This window comes from Microvirgula sp. AG722 (assembly GCF_003269145.1).
GTDB lineage: Bacteria > Pseudomonadota > Gammaproteobacteria > Burkholderiales > Aquaspirillaceae > Microvirgula > Microvirgula aerodenitrificans.
Genome location: NZ_QLTJ01000004.1, coordinates 239145 through 263075 on the forward strand (window position 1 = coordinate 239145; position 23931 = coordinate 263075).

The following is a 23931-nucleotide window of genomic DNA, read 5'->3' on the forward strand; positions in this document are numbered from 1 at the left end:
AAAAGCCCGCCCGCCGGCGGGCCATGCCTGATTGAAAAGTCCGGCGCCGGCATGTGCAGGCGCCGCCGATCGATACCTGTTCCTGCTGACGCCATGGCCTCCCTGCTCGCCAACGACATCAACCTCACGCCGGTCTGGGCGCAACTGCACCATCATCAGCGTGCGACCCGCCCGGTGCACATGCGCGACCTGTTCGAGGCCGACCCGCAGCGCTTTGAACATTTCTCCATCGAACTCGACGGCTTCCTGCTCGATTACTCGAAAAACCGGGTGACGGCGCGGACGATGGAACTGCTGACCGAACTGGCGCGCACGGCCGGGCTCGGTGACTGGATGCGGCGCCTGCGCGACGGCGAACCGGTCAATGTCAGCGAGCATCGTGCCGTCATGCACATGGCGCTGCGCGCCGGCGAGCACGACCACTACTGCGTCGACGGCATCGATGTGGTGCCGGACGTGCATGCCACGCTGGCACGCTGTTTCGATTTTGCCCGCCGCGTGCGCGACGGCGAGTGGCTGGGGCATGACGGCCGGCGCATCGCCGATGTGGTCAATATCGGCATCGGCGGTTCCGATCTCGGGCCGATGCTGGTCGACAGCGCGCTGCGCCCGTTCGCCAGCGAGGCGGTGCGGGTGCATTTCGTCTCCAATCTCGATGGCGCGCAGCTGATGCAGACGCTGGCGCATTGCGATCCGGCCACCACGCTGTTCATCGTTGCCTCGAAATCGTTCACCACCCCGGAAACGCTGGCCAATGCCGAAGCGGCCCGCGACTGGTTCCTGCGCACGGCAACGGCCGCCGACGTGGCGCGCCACTTCGTCGCCGTGTCGACCAATACTCCGGCGGTGTGCCGCTTCGGCATTGATCCGGCCAATATGTTCGGTTTCTGGGACTGGGTCGGCGGGCGCTATTCGGTCTGGTCGGCCATTGGCCTGCCGGTGATGATCGCCGTTGGCGAGGCGCACTTTCGCGATTTTCTTGCCGGCGCCCGCGAGATGGACGCGCACTTTTTCTCGGCGCCGTTCGAACGCAACATCCCGGTGGTGATGGGCCTGCTTGGCGTCTGGTACAACACCTTCTACGGGGCGCATACCCACGCCATCATGCCGTACAGCCAGGGCCTGGCCCGGTTGCCGGCCTATCTGCAGCAGCTGGACATGGAGTCCAACGGCAAGCGTGTCGGTCGCTATGGCGAGAAACTCGATTTCGATACCGGCCCGGTGATCTGGGGCGAGGTCGGCGTCAACAGCCAGCATGCGTTTTTCCAGTTGCTGCATCAGGGTACGCGGCTGGTGCCGTGCGATTTCATCCTGCCGCTGTCCAGCCAGTACCCGGTTGGCGACCATCACCGGCAACTGGTGGCGAACTGCCTGGCGCAGACCGAGGCGCTGATGCGCGGCAAGACCGTGGCCGAAGCGCTGGCGCAGCTGGAAGACGAGGGCGTCTCTGGCGACACGCTGGACATGCTGCTGCCGCAGAAGGTCTTTCCGGGCAATCAGCCGTCCAATACCCTGGTGCTGGATGCGCTGTGCCCGCGCTCGCTCGGCATGCTGCTGGCCGCTTATGAGCACAAGGTGTTTGTCGAAGGCGTGATCTGGGGCATCAATTCGTTTGACCAGTGGGGGGTCGAGTACGGCAAGCTGCTGGCCCGGCGCATCGCGCCGGAACTGGCGGGCAATGGCCCGCTGAGCCATGACGGTTCGACCAATGCCCTGATCGAACGCTATCGCCGGAGAGGCCAATGAGTGCATCGATTCGCTCCCGGGCGGAAACGCTCGGCCTGCGCCTGAAGGCGCGGCACGAGACCGTGGCAACCGCCGAGTCGTGTACTGGCGGCCTGATTGCCGGTGCGCTGACCGATATCGCCGGCTCCAGCGACTGGTTCGGCTGGGGCGTGGTCAGTTATGCGAATGCGGCCAAGACCGGCATGCTGAAAGTGTCGCCGGCCTCACTGGCCGCGCACGGTGCCGTCAGCGAGGTGGTGGCGGCGGAAATGGCGCGCGGGGTGCAGAAGCTCAGCGGGGCCGACTGGAGTGTCGCGGTCAGCGGCGTGGCCGGTCCCGGCGGCGGCACGCCGGACAAGCCGGTCGGCCTGGTCTGCTTCGCCATCGCCATGCCGTTCGGCCGGGTCGATACCTTCGTCCGTCATTTCGCCGGTGACCGGCGGGCGGTGCGCACGCAGACGGTCGAAGTGGCGCTCGACGCGCTGCTGGAGCGCGTCAATGCAACACGCGCGGGCCAAGAAGGGTGAATTCGGGGATCTCGGCCTCGAACGGCGTGCCGTCGGTGGCGAGCATCTGGTAGCTGCCGCGCATGGTGCCGTACGGCGTGCCGATACCGGCGCCGCTGACATACTCGAACGACTCTCCCGGCGCCAGTGTCGGCTTTTCGCCGACCACGCCTTCGCCATGAACTTCCTCAACATGGCCGGTATCGTCGGTGATAATCCAGTGTCTGGCCTGCAATTGCGCGGATACCGTACCGGCATTGGTGATGCGGATGCGGTAGGCGAACACGTACTGGCCGTCGTCCGGCGCAGACTGGTTTTCGATGTAGAACGACTGCGGTTCGACCGTGATGGCGTATTTGTTGTTCTGCATGTGGCGATCCCGTTGCAAGGTGGATGGGCGTCCTGCAGATAGGGGCGAATGGAAAAATGCCAAGACCATGCGTCGACGGCGGCAAACCGGTAAAATCCGGTTTTTCGCTATCAGGTCGATTTTGCCATGCGTCAGTTCCGTATTGCCCCCAGCATCCTGTCCGCCGATTTTGCCCGTCTGGGCGAGGAAGTCCGCGATGTCGTGGCGGCCGGGGCCGATATCATCCACGTCGATGTGATGGACAACCACTACGTGCCCAACCTGACCATCGGGCCGATGGTGTGCAAGGCGATACGACCTTATACCGAAGCGATGATCGATGTACACCTGATGGTGAAGCCGGTCGATGCGCTGGCGGTCCAGTTTGCGAAGGCCGGCGCCAACATGATCACCTTCCACCCCGAAGCCAGCGACCATGTCGACCGCACGCTGGGCCTGATCCGCGACAACGGTTGCAAGGCCGGGCTGGTGATCAATCCGGCTGCACCGCTGCATCATCTCGACCACGTCATGGACAAGCTCGACATGGTGCTGATCATGTCGGTCAACCCGGGCTTTGGCGGGCAGAGTTTTATCCCGGAAGCGCTGAACAAGATCCGGATGACGCGCGAGCGCATCGACGCCTGGACGGCAAAGCACGGCGGCGAGATCTGGCTTGAAGTCGACGGCGGGGTCAAGATCGACAATATCGCCGAGATCGCCCGCGCCGGCGCCGATACCTTCGTGGCCGGCTCCGCCATCTATGGCCAGCCGGATTACCGCGGCGTGATCAATGCCATGCGCGCCGAACTCGCCACGGTGGCCTGAACCATGTCCGTCATTGCGCTCAAGGTCGATATCCACACCCGGGTCGGGCTGACCGACGGCGCCGTTGCGCTGGCCGGGCTGTTTCGCGAGCAGGGGGCGGGCGCGACGTTCTATCTGAGCCTCGGGCCTGATCGGGCCGGCAAGGTGCCGCTGGCTGAATGGTTTGCCCATGGCGGCGTCAAGCCGCGTGCGCATCTGCCGTTCCTGACCCGCCAGAACGGCCGGCTGTGGCCGGGCCCGGACATGGGGCGTGCGCTGCGCAAATGCCTGCATGCGCTGCAGGGGGACGGATTCGAACTGGGACTCAAGGCCTGGGACCAGGCCGCCTGGCGCAAGGAATCCACCGAGGCCGATGCCGAATGGACGCGCAAGGCGCTGGAACGGGCCATCGCCGGCTTCACCCGGCTGACCGGGGCCGCACCGCAGACGCTGGCGGCGCCGGGCTGGCATGGCAACTGGTCTGCCGTGCGCCAGAGCCAGGGGCTCGGCATTCACTTCGCCAGCGATGCCCGCGGACGCGAACCGTTCATCCCGGTACAGCGGGCGGAAATCGTGGCCGTGCCGCAACTGCCGACCACGCTGCCGACGCTCGACGAAGTGCTGGCCGAATCGCATGGTGACCAGACGCAGGCGATCGAGCGCATTCTCAACCTGACCTCGACCCCGCGCCGCCACGGCCATGTCTTTTCGCTGAACGCGGAAGCGGACGGGCGCAAGTTGCTGCAGATGGTCGGTCTGCTGCTGGCCGGCTGGAAGCGGCAGGGCTGGCAGTGCGTGTCGCTGGGCGATCTGGCCGCGACGCTGGACCTGAGTCGTTTGCCGCACAGCGAACTGGTGTGGGAAACGTGGCCGGGCCGACGCGGCAAGCTGGCTCGTCAGGGCGACAACGTCTTCATTGCCTGACGGGCCTGCCTGCCGTTCTCCTAGAACCGGTGCAGCCAGTTCGCGGTCATCCCCCGGTCACTTTCTCCGTCGTTGCGGCCCAGATAGCCGTTCAGGCTGAACTGGCTGTGGCGACCGTCATGGCGGAGGCCAAGCCGGCTGTCGTGGTTGAAGCGGCTGCCACTTGCCGGTGCCAGCGCAAAGCGGGCATCCGGCGCGCCGGCCAGACTGGCCTCGCGCTGGCCGGTGTGGCGCAGCAGGGTCGGGCGGGCATGGAGCTGCGCGTCCAGCCGCCAGCCGCGCGATTTGCCGTCCCGGCCGTCATGGCTCAGCCGCAGCCCGAGCACCCCGTCCAGCGCCACCTGATGGCGTGACGACAACCGCAATCCAAAATCGCCGCCATGCCGTTCCTTCAGCGCCCCGTCGCGCTGGTAGCGCAGCTTGACGCCCAGCAGCGGCTCCAGCATCACGCTGCCTGCCTTGCCCGCCAGCGCCAGGTTCACCTGGCTGCCGAGCAGGTCACGGCGATGGTCGGCCTGCGGCTGCCGGCTGGCGTCCTTCTTGTCATGGCGATCCAGGGGGTTGCCATAGCGCAGCGTACGCTGGGTACGGTACTGGTGCAGGACGTAGCCAACATCGCTTTCCAGCGCCAGCCCGGACGACAGGGGCCGTACATGGCGCACGCCGAAGAACTGGCTGTGGCCATCCAGCGCGGCATCCCGGCTCTGGCCGTCCGGCGATACGCGGGCGAAGCCGTAGCGTATTGCCAGCTGCGCCGTGCCCGATTCGAAGCGCTGCTGCAGCGCGAGCATGTCATGGGCCGATGCACCGAGCCGGCTGCCGGGCTGGCCGCGGCCAAGCAGCTTCACGCCGAAGCCGGTCGCGTCCTCGGAGACGGTCCCGGCCATCAGGCCAAAGCGGTGTTCCAGGGTGGCCGTTGACCGCAATGTCCGCTCGATACCGGCACCGGACAGCTGGCGCAGTGCCCGGGTGAATTCGTCGCGGCCCGGCAGTTCCAGGCTGCGGAACAGCGCGTTGCTGCTGTAACTGCGCTCCAGCGCCCCGGCAACCGGTGCCAGCGAGGCATCGGTGATCAGGTCGCGGTAGTCGTTCTTGACCAGCGTCACGCCGATATGACCGTCGGCATCGTAATGACCGTGCGCGCGCCAGACGGCGGAGGTCGCGCGGATATTGCCGGCACCGCTCAGGTTCTTGCCGACAAAGACCTTGTCGAACACCACCTGCCGGGCGGACGTGCCGGCGGTGAAGCGGGTATTGATGGCCACATTGCTGACCGACAAGCCGTCGGCGGACAGGGTGCCGGCGCCGCCGCTGGCCGTGGTGCCGATCTCGTAACCGTCCGGCGACATCTGCCGGGCGGCGGGGGGGCTTTCGGCAATTCTGGCCTGGAAGACGAAGGTCTTGTCCTCCGCGGAGCCGGTGATATCCTGCCCCCGGGTATGGTCGTCCCTGAACCGGGTGCAAGTGCCTCCGTCGCCGCATTGCAGCAGTACCTGGCCGCGATTGATCAGCTTTCCGGCCGACCCGGCAATATGGAAAGCGCTGGACTGTCCGGCATGGACAACGATGGTGCCGGTGCTGTCGTTGACCAGGGTGCCGGTCGCGTCGGGACCGAGCGCCATTGCGACCAGCCCTGTGTGGGGGCTGCCAGGCTGACCGACGTTGATGGTGCCGCGGTTGATCAGTTGTCCGTCGCCATTGCTGAACATGCCGATGGCACGGTCGCCGTTGATCTCCAGGGTCGCCCCGGCGTCATTGAGCAAGTCCAGCCCGTCATGACTGGCCTGCAGCGCCGCCGTCGTGCCGTGCCCGGTGCTGAAGCGGATCCTGCCGCGATTGGCGAACAGGATGCGGGCCGGTCCGGCCGGGTTCTGCGTCCTGAGGACGGCAAAGCCGTCGGATGCCTCCATCGTGCCGGTATTGATGATCTCTCCTTCCGCTTGCCGTCCCTGGCTGAGGGCCAGCAGCGTCTGCGCCGGTGCGCCATGCTGACCCGGCCGGAGTTCCACCCGGATCTCGCCGGCATTCGTGAAACGGTGGTTCCCGGGCTCCAGCGTGGCGCCCGGTGCCATCAGGATCACGCCGCTGCCGGCATTGGTGGCCGGGCCGGGCAGCGACAGCCTGCCCGGATACAGCCGGCCGCTGTTGTCCAGTGCCTGGATGTGGCTCGGATCCGCATGGCTGAGCCGTATCCGGCCCGATGCTTCATTGCTGAGCCGCGCGTCCGCCTGCAGGACCATATTGTCGAGCGTTCCGCTGTTGACCAGCATGGCGTTGTGGCGGGTGACCAGCGTGCCGTTGACCAGCTTGCCGGTGTTGATCAACTGGTCATTGCCCGACAGCGTCAGCGTCAGTCCCCTCAGCATCAGCTTGCCATCGCTGCGCAGCACGGCGGGCATGTCCACGCCCGGGGAAAACATCGGCTTGTCGGCATTGATGGTGACGCCCTGCGGGGTCAGCGGCAGCCCTTTGCCCTGTGCGAAATCTTCCGTGAGCTCGGCATTGGTGGCGGCGCCCCACTGCGAATGCCCGGCCGACAGCGAGTGGCCCCCCATCCGGACCTTGCCCTGATTGATCAGCATGCCGCCGCTGTCCAGCCGGAATGCCTTGCCGACCGGGGTGTCCATGTCGATGCTGCCCTCTCTGGCATTGACGATCAGGCCGCCATTCAGCGCCAGCATGCCGTACAGCCCGTCCGGTGGCGTCTGGACGCCATCGTCACTGACCAGCCGTATCGTGCCCCGGTTCAGCGCCATGCTGCCCTTGCCGGAGGCCGCCATGCCGACACCGGCATTGTGTACGGTGATCTGGCCATCGTTGATGGCGGTGGCATGGATGAGCTGGGGTCCCCCGGTCCCGCCGCTGGCCCGCTGCGAACCCGCCGACATGCCCAGCGCATACTCGTGCGCGGCAAGCGGCTCCCACTGGCCATCCGAACTGGACAGGGCGGAGTCGCGCAGGGTCAGCTGCCTGCCAATGACCGGGTTGACGACAATGCTGCCGAGATTCCGTGCCAGTGTGCGGGTGCGGGGATTGCCCCCATGGGCCGACATGCCGCCGGCGCCGACGCCTTCGGCCCGTATGGTCGAGCCCGCCTCATTGCTGGCCGTGCCGGCATTGACGGCCAGCATGGCCGTGTTGCCGGGACGGGTGGCGTTGAACTGTGACAGGACCAGTGACGGCGAACCGGTCTTGTGGGCGGCAACATTGTTGTCCAGCGAGACGGTCAGCGAGCGCCGGTTGCTTGCCGTCGAGCCTGCATCGATGGCCGCCAGCAGATAGGAACCCTGCAGCGGGCCTGCCATCGTGGCATCGGCCTCGTTCAGCAGCGTCGAGGCGAGCCGTGACGACAGCTGGCTGTTGTTCTCGACCAGTCCCTGGTTGCGGGCGGCCAGGCCCGCCCCGCCGTGCAGGGTCAGGTGGGCGGAGTTGTCCAGGACCGATCCTGCGCCGCTGGCTTCCATCAGCGCGTGGCGGGTGGGGAAGGTGACCGGGTCCATGATCCTCAGCTCGCCGGTCTCCAGGCTGGCACCCTGGACCAGGGTCAGCGTGGCCCCGTTGCTGGCGCGGAACAGGGTCGGTGTGCTGGCGAATGCGCCGCGGATATTGATCTTGTGCTTCAGCAGCACGGAAGATTTGCCATTGACGTCAACCATCAGGCCGGGGTGCAGGCGCAGCAGTTCGTCCGTGTCGCTGATGCCGGCGCGCTGGTTGTCCGTCAGGGGTTTGGTAACCTGACGGTAGAAAACCGGCCCGTTTATCCATACCTGGTTGCCATCCCCCTCTATCCGCAGTCCGTTCGAGCGGGCCGTGATGCCGAAGGTGTTGCCGTGCCGGGCCAGCCAGCGTGGCCTGTCCAGCCTCAGAAGCTGACCATCCAGTCCCAGACTGTTGATGTCGACATGGTTGTCATTGCCCTTGATCCACATGGCCGTCAGCGGCTCGGCCAGTTGCCTGGCCGGCCGCAGCTCGTCCGGTCTGAGCGAGATCGTGCCATCCAGCTCGATCTTGTTGCTGTTGCCGCGGACCTTCACGGCGAAACTGTTGCCGCCCCTGACCCGGATGTCACCGGATGATATTTTTACCAGGTTGCGATGTCCCGTCAGCGCAAGGCCGGTGGCACTGCGGTTCAGCGTCATCCGGCCTTCCATCCGCACGGCGCCGCGATCGCCCGCAAGCGACAGGGCCGTGGCGCTGTGCGTCACGTCGATCTGGCTGTCGGGTTCGGTGTGAAGCAGCGCATTGTTGCCGGTAACCTGTACGCCGTGTCCCTGCGGGGTGTGCAGGTCCAGCCGGCCCTGCTCGATGTAACGGGCCATGTCGCCGGTCAGCCGCGTGCCGGCGGCATGGGCATGCAGCACCTCCATCCGGCCTGAATGCACGACCTCCGCGTCATTGCCGGTGATGTCGATGCCGGTACCTTTGGCGGTAATGCGCGTGTTGCCACTCAGCCTGATCCTGGCGTGGTCACCGCTGAGATGCGCGGCACGCGAATCGTTGTCGTGGATTTCGCTGCTGCCGTGCAGCGTGACCGACAGGTTGTTGCCCGTCCCGGCAATACCGGCCTGGCCCCCGTTCAGCGTGGTTTTGCCCGTGACGGTAACAGCGTTCTGCCCGCCGGAAATGTCCAGCGTCCGGTGCGGGCTGTACGCGGCACCGTTTATCTGGCGATCATGGCTGATCGTGATGTCCTGCCCTTGTTGAGGGGCTGAGGGATCAGTTGGAGGTATTGCGCCTTCAGGTGGTGTTGTGCCTTCAGGTGGTGTTGTGCCTTCCGGTGGCGTTGTGCCTTCCGGTGGCGTTGCGCCTTCCGGCGGCGTTGCGCCTCCCGGTGGCGTTGTGCCTTCCGGTGGCGTTGTGCCTTCCGGCGGCGTTGCGCCTCCCGGCGGTGTTGCGCCTTCTTGGGGTTTTGCCTTGCCCTGGTCCTCTTCCGTTCCGCTGCTTTTCCCTCCTCCTCCCCCTCCTGCCAGCACTGAACCGATGACCACTGCGCCGCCTGCTGCCATGGCTCCGTACTTGAGGCTCGCGCTTGTCGCAGACGGGGACCGCTCGCGGCTGCAGGCAAAGGTGTCCCCGTGTTCCGGTTCCTTGCAGGGAGGGAGGGGGTCCGGCAAAGCGATGCGTTCACGGGTTGCAGGTGGATCGTTGTTCATTTCCGCCGCTTCCCCCAACTGTGCGCTACCGACCATGATGGAAATGGCCGCTGTCTTGCCAAGCTGGAAGCTGGAGGCAAGCAGGTGTCGGCCGGTTTTCAACAGAACAGGGGTTTGCATATCGAATCCTTGTGCGGAAAACAAAGGAATTTCCATGTGCTATTTATGTCCTGCATCCCATTGAATGAGAATAGGACGATACTGTTTCTGGCTTTGGTCGCTTCCTGTTTTTTTAAATGGAATGGATGAAGGGCGAATGGAAAATTCCGAAACGGGATTTGAAACTGACTGATGAAATAGCAGAATGCGACGGAATCGCTTGCGTGACATTTCTGTTCGCCATTCGTCCTGACTTTGATGGGCAGAGGGGAATCCTGCATTGCTGATGGGGGGAGCCGGTACCGTACCTCCGGCTCCGCCGCGTTTTCTGCTCAGTACGAAAGCTGCCAGCTTGCCATCAGACCGTGGTCACTGCTGCCGTCGTCGCGACTCAGGTAGCCGTCCAGACTGAGACGGCCATGGCGCCCCTGATGGCTGAGACCGAGCCGTCCGTCGTAATTGAAGCGGTGGCTGTCATGGGCCGGTACCAGTGCAAAGCGGGCATCCGGCGCGCCGGCCAGACTGGCCTCGCGCTGGCCGGTGTGGCGCAGCAGGGTCGGACGGGCATGGAACTGCGCGCCCAGCAGCCAGCCGTGCGCCTTGCCGTCCCGCCCGTCATGGCTGAGACGCAGCCCGAGTACCGCATCCAGTGCCGCCTGATGGCGTGACGACAGCTGCAGCCCGAAATCGCCGCCATGCCGTTCCTTCAGCGCCCCGTCGCGTTGATAACGCAGCTTGACGCCCAGCAGTGGCTCGAGCACCACGCTGCCCACGTTCCGTGTCAGCGCCAGGTTCACCTGGCTGCCAAGCAGGTCACGGCGATGGTTGGCTTGTAGCTGCCGGTTGGCATCTTTCTTGTCATGACGATCCAGAGCGTTGCCATAGCGCAGCGTACGCTGGGTGCTGTACTGGTGCAGGACATAGCCGAAATCGCCTTCCAGCGCCAGTCCGGACAGCAGAGGCCGAGCATAGCGGGCACCGAGAAACTGGCTGTGGCCATCCAGTGCGGCATCCCGACCCTTGCCGCCATCCGGAGACACACGGGCAAAGCCGTAGCGCACCGCCAGTTGCGCCGTACCTGATTCGAAACGCTGCTGCAGCGCGACCATGTCATAGGCCGATGCGCCGAGCCGGCTGCCGGGCTGGCCGCGGCCAAGCATCTTGAAGCCGAAGCCGGCCGTATCCTCGGTGACGGTTTCGGCCATCAGGCCGAAGCGGTGTTCGAGGGTGGACGTTGCCTGCAGTGGTCGTTCGAAGCCGGCACCAGACAGCTGGCGCAGCGCCCGGGTAAAGTCCTCACGTCCCGGCAGCTCCAGACTGCGGAACAGCGCATTGCTGGTGTAACTACGCTCCAGGGCTTCGGCTACCGGCGCCAGCGAGGCATCGGTGATCAGGTCGCGGTAGTCGTTCTTGACCAGGGTTACGCCGATATGGCCGTCAGCATCGTGATGTCCATGCGCGCGCCAGACGCCGGTCGTCGAACGGATATTGTCGGCGCCAGCCAGGTTGTTGCCGACGATGAGTTTGTCGAGTACCACCTTGCGGGCGGAAGTACCTGCACTGAAGCGGGTGTCGATGGTCACGTCGCCGAGCGAAAGGTTATCAGCAGACAGCGTGCCGGCACCGCCGCTGGCGGTGGTGCTGATCTGGTAGTTGTCCAGCGATTTCAACGGGGTCTGGCCACCGGCATTTCGTTCCACGGCGATTCTGGCCTGGATGCGCGGGTGCAGGACAAGAGTCTTGTCCTCCTCTGTGCCGGACACATCCTTTGTCTTCGTATGCGCATTTCTTAAAATGGAGCAACCGCCATTGTTGCCGCACTGCAGCAGGACCTTGCCACGGTTGATCAACTTGCCGTTCGGCCCGGCGATCTCGAAGGCGCTGGACTGCTTGGTATGGATGATGATCACGCCAGTGGTGTCATTGAGCAGGGTGCCGGTCGCATCGTGTCCCAGCGACATTGCCACCAGACCGGTGTAATGGCTTCCTTTCTTGCCCAGCTCGATGATGCCACGGTTGACCAGCTGGCCATCGGCATTGCTGGTCATGCCGATGGCGCGGTCGCCATTGATGGCGAGGGTGGTACCGAGGTCGTTGAGCAGGTCGACGCCGGCGTGGTCGGCCCGCAAGGCCGCTGTCGTGCCGTATCCGGTGCTGAAGCTGACATTGCCGCGATTTGAGAACAGGATACGGGTCGGGCCGGCCGGGGCCTGGGTCTTGAGCACGGCAAAGCCATCCGATGCCACCATCAAGCCGGTGTTGAGGATCTCGCCGCCGTCATGCAGGCCTTTCTGGATGGTCAGCAGGGACTGAGCTTGCGTGCCACGCTGATCCGGCTTGAGCTCTACCTTGATTTCCCCTGCGTTTTCAAACATGGCAGCATCGGGCAGCAGCGTAGCACCTGGCGTCATCAGGATGACCCCGTTCCGGGCATTGACTGCGTGGCCGAGCAGGAACATCCTGGCTGGATGCAGCCGACCGCTGTTGTGCATCGCATAGGCGAAACTGGGCGTTGCGCGGTTTAGCCGGATATGGCCCTTCATGCCGTTGATGAGCGGCGCATCCGCCCGCAGGATGATATCGTCGAATGTCCCCCTGTTGACCACCGCGCTGCTGTGGCGCGTAATCAGCTTGCCTTTGGCAAGCAGGCCGTCGTTGAACAACTGATCCTTGCCAGACAGTGTCAGTGCATGCGCGTTCAACATCAGGGTGCCGTTGTTGTGCAGACTGACGGGGGCAGTGTCGAGACCGGGAGAAAACATTGACTTGTCGAGGTTGGCGGTGGTGTCCTTCTGGGTCAGCGATGCGTCCTTCTTGTGCTGGGGGAAATCATTGGTCAGCTCGGCGTTTGCAGCCGCTCCCCATTGCGGGTGCTCGGCCGGGAGCAGCTTGTTGTCCAGCCTTACCTTGCCCTGGTTGACCAGCATGCCGCCGTTGATCAGGCGGAAGGCCTTGCCGGCGGGGGTGCGGATATCGATGAGACCCTGACTGGCATTGACGATCAGGCCACCATCCATTGCCAGCATGGCATACAGATTGTCGGCTGGGACCTGGACACCGTTGTTGCTGAGCAGACGTATCACGCCCCGGTTCAAGGCCATGCTGCCCTCGCCAGTGGCGGCCATGCCAGCACCGGCATTGTGCACGGTGATCGTGCCGTCATTGATGGTGACCGCATTGACCGCGACCGCACCACCGTCATTGCCGCGCTGGGAGCCTGCCGACATGCCCAGTGCATACTCGTGTGCGGCAAGCGGTATCCGGTTGAAATCCGAGTCCACCAGCGCGGAGTCCCGCAACAGGGTCTGCTTGGTGCTGGTGGCCGGGTTGACATCAATGCTGCCCAGATTCCAGGCCAGCGTGGTGGGTTGGGCCGGGTAATACAGATGGCCATAGGCCGACATGCCATTGGCGCCAATTCCTTCCGCCTTGATGCTTGAGCTTGTCTCGTTGCGGACCTGGCCGGCATTGATGGCGATCATGGCCGTGTTGCCGGGGCGCAATGCATTGAACTGCGGCATGACCAGGGCGGGGGAGCCGCTCTTGTGTGCGGCGACATTGTTGGCCAGCGAAACGAATAGGGCGCCCCTGTTACTTGCTTCCGAGCCGGCACCGGTGGCGGCCATTGCGTAAGCGCCTTGCAGTGGTCCGGCCCATTCTGCATCACTGGCGCTCTGCAGTGTTGATTCCAGCCGCGATGACAGCTTGCCCTTGTTCATGACCTTGCCCTGATCGCGGGCAGCCAGGCCCGCCCCGCTGTGCAGGGTCACCGTAGAGGCATTTTCCAGTATCGAGCCTGTGCCGCTGGCTTCCATCAGGGAATGCATGATCGGGAACATGGCCGGATAGATGATCGTCAATTCGTCGGTATCCAGGCTGGCGCCTTTTGCCAGCGTGAGTGTTGCGCCGCGGCTGGCACGGAATAGCGTTGGCGTGCTGTCGAATGTGCCTCGAACATTTATTTTGTTATTAAAAATGACGGAGGATTTGCCAATGACGTCGACCAGCAGACCGGGGCGGGTGCGCAACGGTTCTTCCGTTTCGCTCAGGCCGGCAAGCTGGGAACCCTCCAGAGGCTTGGTGACCTGACGGTAGAAAACCGGTCCATTCACGTTGACCAGGTTGGCATTGCCCTCGATCCTCAGTCCATTGGAACGGCTCGTGATGCCGAAGGTTTGGCCATGTCCAGCCAGCCAGCGTGGTTTGCCCAGCCTCAGCAACTGGCCATCCAGCGCCAGGTTGTTGATGCTCACATTGTTGTTGTCGCCGTTGATCCATATGGCCGTCAGTGGCTCGGCCAGTTGCCTGGCTGGCAGCAGCTCGTTCGGCCTGAGTGAGATCTGGCCGCTCTGAACGATCCTGTTGTTGTTGCCACGAAGCTTAAGCGCAACACCGTTGCCGCCTCTGACCTGGATGTCCCCGGATGACAGTTCCACATGGTTGTGATGCCCTGCCAGTGCAAGGCCGGTGGCACCGTGATTCAGCGTCATCCGGCCGTCAACCAGTACGGTGCCACGATCGCCAGAGAGGGACAGGGCCGTGGCGCTGTGCGTCACGTCAATCTGGCTGTCACGTTCGGTCTGGATATGCGCATTGTTGCCGATAACCTGCACACCATGTCCCCACGGGGTGCGCAGGTCGAGCCGGCCTTCTTCGATATAACGGGCCATGTCACCGGTCAGTCTCGTGCCGACAGCGTGGTCATGCAGCATTTCCATCCGGCCTGAGTGCACGACCTCCGCGTTGCTGCCGGTAATGTCGATGCCGGTTCCTTGGGTGGTAATGAGCGTGTTACCACTCAGCATGACCCGGGTGTGGTTGCCGACAAGATGCGCGGCACGCGAATGGTTGTCATGAATTTCACTGTTTCCGTGCAGCGTGACGGACAGGACGTTGCCCGTCCCGGTAATACCGGCCAGGCCCCCGTTCAGCGTGGTCTTGCCGGTAACGGTAACAGCGTTATGCTCTCCGGAAATATCCAGCGTCTGGTGCGGGCTGTCCGCCGCACCGTTGATCTGGCGATCATGGCTGATGGTGATGTTTTGCCTTGACCTGGAGGACGGAGGCGGCACCACTGCACCGGGAGGCGGCACCACTGCACCGGGAGGCGGCACCACTGCACCGGGAGGTGGTACCACTGCACCGGGAGGTGGTACCACTGCGCCGGGAGGCGGTACCACTGCACCGGGAGGCGGTACCACTGCGCCGGGAGGCGGCACCACTGCGCCGGGAGGCGGTACCACTGCGCCGGGAGGCGGCACCACTGCGCCGGGAGGCGGTACCACTGCACCGGGAGGCGGCACCACTGCGCCGGGAGGCGGCACCACAGCACCGGGAGGCGGTACCACTGCGCCGGGAGGTGGCACCACTGCGCCGGGAGGCGGTATGGCTTCTTCTGGCGGACGCTCCGTTTCCGCAGGCAGCTGCAGTGCTGCCGGGGCAACTGGCTCTGCCTGGTCCTTGCTTTCTTCTTTCCCCCCACTTTTCCCGCCCCCCCCTCCTCCTGCCAGCACTGAACCAATGACCACTGCGCCGCCTGCCGCCATGGCCCCGTACCTGAAGGTCGGACTTGCCAGAGACTGCTTGTGACTGCAGGCAGTGGTGTCCCCGTGTTTCGGCTGCTGGCAGGGAGGGGGGGCGTCCGACAAGGCGATGTGCTCGCGGTTCGTGGCGGAATGGTCATCCATTTCCGCCGCCTTGCCCAGTGGTGCGCTGCCGACCAGAATGGAAAGGGCGGCGGTCTTGCCAAGGTGAACACCGGAGACGAACAGGTGCCGGCCGGTTTTGAATAGATCAGGAGTGTGCATGCTGAATCCTTGTGAGGGGAACAAAGGGGGTTCCATGCATTATTTAGTCTTGTATTTAATTTAATGAGAATGGGACGATACTGTTTCTGTATTTGGAGGTTTCTTGTTTTTTGAAGGGTATGGATCAAAATATGACAGAAAATTCTGAAACGGGATTTAAGTCTGACAGGATGATTAAACCCGGAAGGAGACGGGGTGGCTTGCCCGTCGTCGCTGTGTGGTATTCGTTCCGGTCGTGATGGCTCGGCGAATTTTGCATTGCCGATGAGCAGGCCAGGTAACCGTTCTCCCGGTCCCGTCGCTTCTCCTTCCCGATTACGAATCGCCAGTCAGCATCAGATCGTGGTCACTGCTTTCCTTGCGTGAACCCATTGAAATTATTGCTGATTATTTGTGCGGATCAAGGGATGGCTTTCCGGAAAGCAACAGCCGTGACATGTGCTTGTCGTTCCGCATATGGCTGGAAAGCAGAAATGGAAAAGAAGGTGTTCAGTATCCGGGGCAGGCGGGATGAAGTGGATGGAGTTCTGTTTTTGTGTGGGCTAATTCTGAGTTTCCAATTGGAATTGCCCGGTCTGATAAAGATGGAACTTGTTTATTCGACAGATAAATCTGAACTGTAAATTTCATCCGCTATATGACCTGCAGGAAGATAACCTTCCTGCAGGTGTTGACCGCCACTTATTGCACGGCGAGTTGCGCGCCGCGCCGCTGGGCGATGTCCTGCGACAGCTGGGCGACAGCAGTCGCATACAGCGTGCTCTTGTTGTAGCGGGTGATGGTGTAGAAATTCTGCAAACCGAGCCAATACTGGGTGTTGCCGGCGGAAACTTCCAGCGGGAACACCACGCCGAGCACCGGGTCGGCGATATCGGCGTCGATCTGCACCCCCATTTTCTTCAGTTCGCCAACGCTGTAGTGCAGGTTGAACTTGTCGGCCGCCAGTGTATCGGCGAGGCCGGCCGGCAGTGCGGCCGGCAGCAGGATGTCGGCGCCGTGCTGCCAGCCGTGCTGCTGCAGGTAGTTGGCGACCGAGCCGATGGCATCGGCCGGTGTGCTCCAGATATCGCGCTTGCCATCGCCGTTCAGGTCCACCGCCCATTTGCGGAAGCTGGACGGCATGAACTGCGGCATGCCCATCGCGCCGGCGTACGATCCCTTGAACGAGGTCGGATCACCGTTCTCGTCGCGTGCCAGGCGCAGGAAGGCGGACAGTTCGCCCTGGAAGTAGTCGGCGCGGCGCGGGTAGTTGAAGCCGATGGTGGCCAGCGCGTCGAGCACGCGGAAGCTGCCCATGTTGCGGCCATAGCCGGTCTCGATGCCGATGATGGCGACAATGACCGCCGGGTCGACCTGGTAGCGGTTCTCCGCCAGTTCCAGCCAGCTCGCGTTCTGTTGCCAGAAGGCGGCGCCTTCGCTGGCGAGCCGGGTGTTCACGTGGGCCGGGCGAAACTGGTACCACGGCCGGGCGGTGCTCGGGCGGTCGAGAATGCCGACGATGTTCGGCTTGATCACGGCCTGGCGCAGTGCGTCGGCCACTGCCGCGCGGTCGAGTCCCTGCTCTCTGGCCGTGCGCTCCACGAAGGCCTGGGCCTCGGGACGGGCGAGCAGCGCCTCGTCGGCGAAGGCGGGGGCGGCGAGCGCGAAGAGGGCGGGGAGCAGCAGACGTTTCATTACAGCATCCTGTCGGAATGGCGCCATCGGCGCCGGTCAAAGGGAATTCAGGAGTGGGACAGCGCGCCGGACACCAGCCGGGCGGTGATGTCGACGATCGGGATCACCCGTTCGTAGGCCATGCGTGTCGGGCCGATCACGCCCAGCGTGCCGACCAGCTGGCCATTGATCGAATACGGTGCGGTGACCACCGAACAGCCGTCCAGCGTGTGGACGCCGGATTCGTCGCCGATGAACAGCTGCACGCCCTGGGCGCCGCGGCTCTGGCTCAGCAGACGCAGCAGTTCGGTCTTGTGCTCGAACATGTCGAACAGCTGACGCAGCGAACCGAGGTCGCTGGTCAGTTCGTCGATGGTCAGCAGATTGCGTTCGCCACTGACCACGACCGTGTCGGCCTGGCTGTTCAGCGAGTTCTTGCCGGCATCGATGGCCGCACTCATCAGCCGGGCGATATGCCCCTGCAGCCGGGCCAGTTCGCTTTCCAGTTCGACAGTGATGGTGGCGAGCGACTGGCCGGCGTAGTGGCGATTGAGGAAATTGGCCGCCTCGGTCAGTTCGGATGCGGTGTAGTCGCGTTCGGTGAACAGCAAATGGTTCTGCACATCGCCAAGCTGGGTGACGATGATCAGCAGCACGCGGCGGTCGGACAGATGCAGGAATTCGATCTGGCGGAAGGCCATGTCGGCACGCTGCGGCGTGACCACCACGCTGGCGAAATGGGTCAGGTCGGACAGCAGTTGCGAGGCGGCGGCGACCAGCCGCGCCGGGCTGTCGGGGTGCAGCTCGTGTTCCATCTGCTGGCGGGCGATATGGTCGATCGGCTGGATGGTCAGCAGGTTGTCGACGAACACGCGATAACCCCTGGCGGTCGGTACCCGTCCGGCGGAGGTGTGCGGGCTGACGATCAGTCCCATCGACTCCAGGTCGGCCATGATGTTGCGGATGGTCGCCGGGCTGATGTCGAGACCGGAAATCTGGGTCAGCGTCCGCGAACCGACCGGCTGGCCGTCAGCGATATAGCGTTCGACAAGCGATTTGAGCAGGCGTTGCGCGCGTTCATTGAGCATGCAGGGATTTTACGCGACGGTGAGGGAATCGGGACAGGTCATTGTCAGGAAAGACCGGGAGAGATAGATTGCCCGCTCCATTCACGGCCACGGAGTCGACCTCATGAAGGTAGGCGCAATCATCATCGGCGACGAACTGTTGTCCGGCAAGCGGCAGGACAAGCATCTGCAGGCGCTGATCCACATTCTGGCCGCACGCGGCATGCGGCTCCACTGGGCCGAGTATCTGGCGGACTCCCCGGAGGCCATTACCGCGACGCTCAAGCGCACGCTGGCAGGGGACGATCTGGTGTTCAGCTTTGGCGGCATCGGCGCCACGCCGGACGATTACACCCGGGCCTGCGCAGCGGCGGCGGCCGGCGTGGAGCTGGAAACGCATGCCGACGGCCGTGCGATTCTTGAGGCGCGTTTTGGCGAGGAGGCCTATCCGCACCGGATTCACATGGTCGATTTTCCGACCGGCAGCCGGCTGATTCCGAACCCGGTCAACCAGATTCCGGGCTTCAGCGTCGGCAATCATCACTTCGTGCCGGGGTTTCCGAGCATGGCATGGCCGATGATCGAGTGGGTGCTCGATACCCATTACCGGGGGCTGTTCAATGATGAACCGGATGTCGAACGCGGCTTTGTCGCCCTGCAGGCGCGCGAAGGCGACCTGATCGGGCTGATGGAGGAGATGGTCGCCCGCTACCCGGCGCTGCGCCTGTCGTGCCTGCCGAGCTTCGGCACCGCCGACCTGCCGCCGCATATCGAGTTCGGCCTGACCGGTGCGCCGGCGCTGGTCGATATCGGTGTCGGCGAGCTGCGCCGTGCGGTCGAGGCACGCGGCTATGAGACGCGGGACCGCAAACCGCGCTAGCGCTTACTGGCCGTCCGGCGGCGGCAACAGGATGTCGAGCATCTGCTGTGCCAGCTGCTCGACGCTGAGGTCGCCGTCGCGCTTGTACCACTGCACGCTCCACTGCAGTGAGCCCAGCACCATGCGGCGCAGCAGGCGCGGGTCTTCGGCGCGGATCAGGCCGGCGGCGACGGCTTCTTCCAGCGCCGACTGCCACAGGTCCTCGTAGCGGTCGCGCAGCACGATCAGGCCCGGTTTCTGTTCCGGCGATACGCTGCGCCATTCGTACAGCATCACTTCCAGTGCGGCCTGGTTTTCACCGAGCAGCGAGTGCAGGTGAACGTTGACCAGGGCAGCCACTTTCTCGCGCGGCGACGTCGCCGCCGCCAGCGCGGCGCGCAGCTGCTCGGTGGTGCTGGTGATGCCGAGCGCCATCACCGCGACCAGGATCTCTTCCTTGGTGCGGAAATGATAGAACAGACTGCCCGACTGGAGCCCGACGGCATTGCCGATATCACGGACGGTAGTGCGTTCGAAACCGCGGTCGCGGAACAGACCGGCGGCGACGCGCACCAGTTCGGATTTACGGCTGTTATCGTCCTGGACGGGCAAAATCATTCGTTTTTCTGGCAATGGCTTGATCGAGTGCGGACCATACCATATCGGCCCCCAGCTTGTTGAGGCAGTCCATATGGCCGAGCGGACAGACGCGCTCGAAGCACGGGCTGCAATCGAGGCTGAGGGTCACGATCTCGGCATGTTCGGACAGCGGCGGGGTGAAGTCGGGGCTGGAGCTGCCATAGATGGCGACCAGCGGCAGGTCCAGGGCCGCGGCGATATGCATCAGGCCGGAGTCGTTGCAGATGGCGACCTGCGCCAGCGACAGCAGGTCGATGGCCTCGTCAAGCTGGGTCACGCCGCACAGGTTGACCACACTGTCCTCGCCGGCCAGACGCACGATTTCGTCGGCGATGTCCCGGTCCTTGCCCGAGCCGAAAATCCAGACCTGCATGCCGGCATCGCGGCACTGCTGCGCCAGCGTGGCGAAATGGCGGGCCGGCCAGCGTTTGGCCGGGCCATATTCGGCGCCGGGACAGAAGGCGACTACCGGGGTGCCGGCATCGAGACCGAGCCGGGCCACGGTGGCGATCTGCGACGCGGGATCGGTGCGCAGGCGAGGGTGCGGAATCGGTCGTTGCGGCAGCTGGCCGCGATCTTCGCCGAGGGCGACAAAGCGGCCGACCATGTCCGGCAGGGCTTTTTCGTCCAGCTCGCGCAGGTCGTTCAGCAGGCCATAGCGCATTTCGCCGATATAACCGGTACGCCGTTTTGCGGCGGTGGCGAACGGAACCAGTGCCGATTTCAGTGAATTCTGCAGCACGATGACCTGATCGAAGTGTTCGCGGGCCAGTTTGCGGCCCAGTCGAAGACGGTCGATCAGCTTCAGCGTGCCATGGCCGAACGGATTCAGGTGCGACCGGGCGACTTCCGGCATGCGCGCCAGCACCGGCAGCGTCCAGGCCGGGGCGAGGACGTGCAGCTCAAGCCCGGGATGACGCTCATGCAGGCGGCGGTACAGCGGCTGTGCCATGACGGCATCGCCGACCCAGGCGGGGGAACAGACAAGGATCTTCATAAATGGCAAAAGACGCGATCCCCCGTGGGGTGGCGTGCAGTCACGCCCGCTACCACGGGTGAAGCGGAGCGCCTTCGCGGGGCGAAGGCCGGGGGTAACGGCATCGCGGACTGCCGATGCCGTCGCCGTTTTCGGATCGCCCCGTCCGGCCTGGCGGCCGGCATGGGCGAAAGCCGGATTATAGAGGCATTGCCCCGGGCCAACGCAGTTCGCGTTGCCCCCGCGCGGCGCGGGCCGCGCGTCAGTGGCCGCTCGGCAGCGGGCCGGTCAGTTTGTACTCGGTGCCGCAGTACGGGCATCTGGAGACGCCGCCCTGCTGCTGGATCGGCAGGAATACGCGCGGGTGGGCGTTCCATTTGACCATGCCCGGCATCGGGCAGTGCAGCGGCAGGTCATGCGCGGTGATCTCGATGAAGTTGGCGCGGTTTTCTTTCAATTCAGCCATTTGCAGATTCGGTTCCGTACAGGGGTGGGCGGGAGCGGGAACGCGCGGGCGGCGTTTCCGCGTCCGGATAACGTTTACTTGACCAGGGTCAGCCACTCGCGGTGACTGGCGTCCTGACCCTTCACGCAGGCGAAGTAGCGGGACTGGATCTCGGTCGTGACCGGGCCACGGCTGCCGGCGCCGATCTGGCGGCCGTCGAGTTCGCGGATCGGCGTGATTTCGGCGGCGGTACCGGTGAAGAACGCTTCGTCGGCACTGTAGACTTCGTCGCGGGTGATGCGCTTTTCGACCAGTTGCAGGCCCATTTCCCCGGCGATGGTCACCACGGTATCGCGGGTGATGCCCTCCAGCGCGCTGGTCAGGTCCGGCGTGTACAGCTTGCCCTTGCGGACGATGAACACGTTCTCGCCGGAGCCTTCGGCCACATAGCCGTCAACGTCCAGCAGCAGCGCTTCGTCATAGCCGTTGCTGATGGCCTCGTTGTTGGCCAGGATCGAGTTCATGTAGTTGCCGTTGGCCTTGGCCTTGCACATGGTGATGTTCACGTGGTGGCGGGCGAACGAGCTGGTCTTGACGCGGATGCCGCGGTTCATGCCTTCCTCGCCGAGGTAGGCGCCCCATTCCCAGGCAGCCACGATCACGTGCACGTCGCCCTTCGGCGGTGCGACGCCGAGCTTGCCCGAACCGTAGAACGCCATCGGGCGGAAGTAACACGACTTCAGCTTGTTGGCCCTGACCACATCGAGGTGGGCGGCGTTCAGTGCCGCCTTGTCGAACGGCATGTCGATGCCGAGGATGTGCGCCGAGCGGAACAGGCGGTCGGTATGGTCCTGCAGGCGGAAAATGGCCGGGCCTTCGGCGGTTTCGTAGGCGCGGACGCCTTCAAACACGCCAAGACCATAGTGCAGCGTGTGCGTCAGCACATGAGTGGTGGCTTCGCGCCATGGCACGAGCTTGCCGTCGAACCAGATGAATCCGTCGCGGTCAGCCATCGACATAGTGTTCTCCCCTTTTTGATCTGTAGACATTGCCAAGGATTATAGCGCTGTAGAACCGCTTTTTGGATGGGGGGAAATCGCTGCGGCACAAGCGCTTTCAGCGGAAAACGGGCGCGCCGTCCTCTTGCCGGTCACGCCGGCTCGCACCGGCATCCCGACCGCGGCCGGGCAGGGTGCCGAGGTCGATCCGCCCGTCGGCCCCCAGACTGAAAAGTCCGGGGTGCACGCGTCCGGTCAGCCGTGCCATCTGCATGGCCGACAGTACCACACCGGGAATCAGCTGCCAGTCGTGCGCGGGCAGAAGTGTTTGCGCCAGCCGGGCGTGGTAGCGGGCCTCATCGGCATGGTGACTGGTGTCGAAACGTCGGCCGGTCAGTTGTGCACGCCGCTCGCGCTCTTCTTGCTGCGCACGGAAGCGGTCGTGCAGCCATGGCGGGAAAGGGGGAGCCGGCCCCCCGGCCGTTTCCGGCGCGGGGGGGGCTGGCACCCAGGCCGTCTCCGGCGCAGGGGCGGTTGTCTCCGGCGCGGGGGCGGTCGGTTCCGGCGCCGGCGGGCGGGCCGGAACGATGACCGGCCTGTCGGCCAGATTGGCGAGAATCAGGCTGTCGTCGTTGGTCAGCCGCCCGGTGTCCAGCAGCATCGGCCCGCCGGACAGGATGCGGGCCGGTATCGATGTGCCGGATTCCCGGTTGCGGAGATTGCGCAGGCGGGTTGCCCGCAGGATCAGCCTGCCGAGCGCCTCGAAGGTGGCGCCCCGGTTGACGACGCTTCCGGCCCGGCCGCCGGCATGGTCATTGTCATCCAGCCCGCCCCCGATCAGCAGGTCACCGGCGCTGAAGATCCGGGCATGCGGATGGTTGTCCAGCGACTGCACGCCGATATCCAGGCGGTCGCGGGCGGTGATCATGGCGGCATGGCTGTTCCCGGCATCGTTGCTCAGCCGGCTGGCCCCGATATGGACGCGGCGGCCGTCGATCAGCCCCAGGTTCTCCACCCTGCCGGTCGAGGATAACCGGATGACGTCGCCGCCGAGCAGGCCGGCATTGGCAAGGTGGGCGCTGGACAGCGTCAGCCGGCGGCCCGTTTCCATTCGCCCCAGATTGAGGAGGATGCCGCCGACCCGTGCGGTGGCATCCCCCCCTGCCCGCAACGTGCCGCCGTGGCTGAGGTCGCCATGCACGGCCAGATGGAAATCACCGCCACTGTACAGCCGGCCGTCACCATCGAACTGGTCGGCATGGATGGTCAGCTGCCGGCCGGCATGCAGCTCGCCGTCGTGATTGACGATGCCCCGCAGCGGGGTGGAAGGGGTCCCGATGGCCAGCCGGCCGCCTGCACGGATATGCCCCTGGCGGTTGCCCAGGTGACTGCTGCCGTTCAGGCTCAGGTCCTCCCGGGCGTCCAGCCCCCCGTTCCGGTTGTCGAGCGTTGCCTGGCGGGCATCGATGACGAGTTGCTGTCCGGCAATGGTGCCGCCCCGGTTGTCGATGCCGTCGCTGGTGAGAACGATCCGCCCTGCGGCCTTGATCCGGCCCGCCCGGTTGCCGATCCCGCCGGCGCGGGCCGTCATGTCCAGCGCCCCGGCTGTCGATTCGATGCGCCCCCCGGCGTTGTTCAGCCGTGCACCGTCCAGCGAGATGTTCCCGCGGGCGGTGAGGATTCCGCCGCGGTTGTCGAGTCGTTCGTGGCTGTGCAGCCGGGCGCTGCCCTCGCTGTGCACCGTGCCGCTGACTTCCAGCCGGCCGTCGGCATGCAGCACCAGTCCGCCATCGCCGGCGGTGACTTTGCCGCCAAGGTTGACGCCAACGCCGTGCTCGGTGCCGGTCAGGAAGATCTTGCCGGCATACATGCCGCCGAGCAGGGCCGAATCCAGCGCGAACTGTGGCCGGGTGGCCGCGTCGGC

At 64.6% G+C, this 23931-nt stretch carries 15 protein-coding genes; 5 read left to right on the forward strand and 10 right to left on the reverse strand.

The genetic code is table 11. The features are described 5' to 3' along the window. Positions 1–93: 93 nt before the first annotated feature. Together pgi and DFO50_RS08815 are read left to right on the forward strand one after the other, a co-directional pair. On the forward strand, positions 94–1746 hold the full coding sequence (pgi, locus tag DFO50_RS08810) for a glucose-6-phosphate isomerase (protein WP_107889646.1): 1653 nt from the start codon (positions 94–96) through the stop codon (positions 1744–1746). After that, complete coding sequence (locus DFO50_RS08815) at positions 1743–2252, forward strand: CinA family protein (protein WP_028499606.1); 510 nt, start codon at positions 1743–1745, stop codon at positions 2250–2252. Before pgi ends, DFO50_RS08815 begins: the two co-directional genes overlap by 4 nt. Here the strand turns inward: DFO50_RS08815 and apaG are convergent. Then, complete coding sequence (gene apaG, locus DFO50_RS08820) at positions 2221–2601, reverse strand: Co2+/Mg2+ efflux protein ApaG (protein WP_028499605.1); 381 nt, start codon at positions 2599–2601, stop codon at positions 2221–2223. The two genes, DFO50_RS08815 and apaG, sit on opposite strands and share 32 nt — an antisense overlap. Positions 2602–2727: 126 nt before the next feature. Here apaG and rpe point away from each other — a divergent pair, with 126 nt between their 5' ends. Both rpe and DFO50_RS08830 read left to right on the forward strand, forming a co-directional pair. Continuing rightward, on the forward strand, positions 2728–3408 hold the full coding sequence (gene rpe / locus DFO50_RS08825; protein ID WP_028499604.1) for a ribulose-phosphate 3-epimerase: 681 nt from the start codon (positions 2728–2730) through the stop codon (positions 3406–3408). 3 nt (positions 3409–3411) lie between these two features. Then, positions 3412–4311, forward strand: coding sequence for a hypothetical protein (locus tag DFO50_RS08830; RefSeq protein WP_036386208.1), 900 nt, complete (start codon positions 3412–3414; stop codon positions 4309–4311). Positions 4312–4331: 20 nt separating this feature from the next. On the opposite strand, the gene DFO50_RS08835 is transcribed toward DFO50_RS08830, so the two are convergent. The 4 genes from DFO50_RS08835 to hrcA all read right to left on the reverse strand — a co-directional run bounded on the left by DFO50_RS08835 (position 4332) and on the right by hrcA (position 18111). Further along, positions 4332–9584 (reverse strand): autotransporter outer membrane beta-barrel domain-containing protein, encoded by a 5253-nt coding sequence (locus tag DFO50_RS08835; protein ID WP_146745036.1) that lies wholly within the window; start codon positions 9582–9584, stop codon positions 4332–4334. 311 nt (positions 9585–9895) lie between these two features. After that, positions 9896–14635 carry an autotransporter outer membrane beta-barrel domain-containing protein gene (locus DFO50_RS08845; protein ID WP_146745037.1) on the reverse strand — a complete coding sequence of 1580 codons (4740 nt, stop codon included), beginning with the start codon at positions 14633–14635 and terminating at the stop codon, positions 9896–9898. A 1416-nt stretch (positions 14636–16051) separates the two neighbouring features. After that, positions 16052–17044 carry a lytic murein transglycosylase B gene (gene mltB / locus DFO50_RS08855; protein ID WP_028500341.1) on the reverse strand — a complete coding sequence of 331 codons (993 nt, stop codon included), beginning with the start codon at positions 17042–17044 and terminating at the stop codon, positions 16052–16054. Positions 17045–17091: 47 nt separating this feature from the next. Beyond that, the gene (gene hrcA / locus DFO50_RS08860; protein ID WP_112692354.1) at positions 17092–18111 is read right to left on the reverse strand and encodes a heat-inducible transcriptional repressor HrcA; all 1020 of its coding nucleotides are present in this window, start codon (positions 18109–18111) and stop codon (positions 17092–17094) included. Positions 18112–18214: 103 nt separating this feature from the next. On the opposite strand from hrcA, the gene DFO50_RS08865 reads away from it, so the two are divergent. Beyond that, entirely contained in the window at positions 18215–18970 is a 756-nt protein-coding gene (locus DFO50_RS08865; protein ID WP_112692355.1) for a molybdopterin-binding protein, read from the forward strand. Positions 18971–18973: 3 nt separating this feature from the next. Here the strand turns inward: DFO50_RS08865 and DFO50_RS08870 are convergent, their stop codons facing one another. The 5 genes from DFO50_RS08870 to DFO50_RS08890 form a co-directional block, all read right to left on the reverse strand. Next, entirely contained in the window at positions 18974–19567 is a 594-nt protein-coding gene (locus DFO50_RS08870; RefSeq protein ID WP_036386839.1) for a TetR/AcrR family transcriptional regulator, read from the reverse strand. Further along, complete coding sequence (gene waaF / locus DFO50_RS08875) at positions 19542–20585, reverse strand: lipopolysaccharide heptosyltransferase II (protein ID WP_028500338.1); 1044 nt, start codon at positions 20583–20585, stop codon at positions 19542–19544. The genes DFO50_RS08870 and waaF overlap by 26 nt, the downstream gene beginning before the upstream one ends. A gap of 241 nt (positions 20586–20826) precedes the next feature. Then, positions 20827–21030 (reverse strand): zinc-finger domain-containing protein, encoded by a 204-nt coding sequence (locus DFO50_RS08880; RefSeq protein ID WP_028500337.1) that lies wholly within the window; start codon positions 21028–21030, stop codon positions 20827–20829. A 74-nt stretch (positions 21031–21104) separates the two neighbouring features. Beyond that, positions 21105–22028, reverse strand: coding sequence for a branched-chain amino acid transaminase (locus DFO50_RS08885; RefSeq protein ID WP_028500336.1), 924 nt, complete (start codon positions 22026–22028; stop codon positions 21105–21107). Positions 22029–22125: 97 nt separating this feature from the next. Then, a partial coding sequence (locus DFO50_RS08890) for a hypothetical protein (RefSeq protein ID WP_199489782.1) occupies positions 22126–23931 on the reverse strand: 1806 nt, incomplete at its 5' end.

What these genes read in the sequence shown, in the direction of transcription:
- DFO50_RS08880 (WP_028500337.1), bottom strand. Translation starts at nt 21,030, where the DNA reads ATGGCTGAATTGAAAGAAAACCGCGCCAACTTCATCGAGATCACCGCG.
- rpe (WP_028499604.1), top strand. Translation starts at nt 2,728, where the DNA reads ATGCGTCAGTTCCGTATTGCCCCCAGCATCCTGTCCGCCGATTTTGCC.
- pgi (WP_107889646.1), top strand. Translation starts at nt 94, where the DNA reads ATGGCCTCCCTGCTCGCCAACGACATCAACCTCACGCCGGTCTGGGCG.
- DFO50_RS08835 (WP_146745036.1), bottom strand. Translation starts at nt 9,584, where the DNA reads ATGCAAACCCCTGTTCTGTTGAAAACCGGCCGACACCTGCTTGCCTCC.
- mltB (WP_028500341.1), bottom strand. Translation starts at nt 17,044, where the DNA reads ATGAAACGTCTGCTGCTCCCCGCCCTCTTCGCGCTCGCCGCCCCCGCC.
- DFO50_RS08830 (WP_036386208.1), top strand. Translation starts at nt 3,412, where the DNA reads ATGTCCGTCATTGCGCTCAAGGTCGATATCCACACCCGGGTCGGGCTG.
- DFO50_RS08865 (WP_112692355.1), top strand. Translation starts at nt 18,215, where the DNA reads ATGAAGGTAGGCGCAATCATCATCGGCGACGAACTGTTGTCCGGCAAG.
- DFO50_RS08885 (WP_028500336.1), bottom strand. Translation starts at nt 22,028, where the DNA reads ATGTCGATGGCTGACCGCGACGGATTCATCTGGTTCGACGGCAAGCTC.
- hrcA (WP_112692354.1), bottom strand. Translation starts at nt 18,111, where the DNA reads ATGCTCAATGAACGCGCGCAACGCCTGCTCAAATCGCTTGTCGAACGC.
- apaG (WP_028499605.1), bottom strand. Translation starts at nt 2,601, where the DNA reads ATGCAGAACAACAAATACGCCATCACGGTCGAACCGCAGTCGTTCTAC.
- waaF (WP_028500338.1), bottom strand. Translation starts at nt 20,585, where the DNA reads ATGAAGATCCTTGTCTGTTCCCCCGCCTGGGTCGGCGATGCCGTCATG.
- DFO50_RS08815 (WP_028499606.1), top strand. Translation starts at nt 1,743, where the DNA reads ATGAGTGCATCGATTCGCTCCCGGGCGGAAACGCTCGGCCTGCGCCTG.
- DFO50_RS08870 (WP_036386839.1), bottom strand. Translation starts at nt 19,567, where the DNA reads ATGATTTTGCCCGTCCAGGACGATAACAGCCGTAAATCCGAACTGGTG.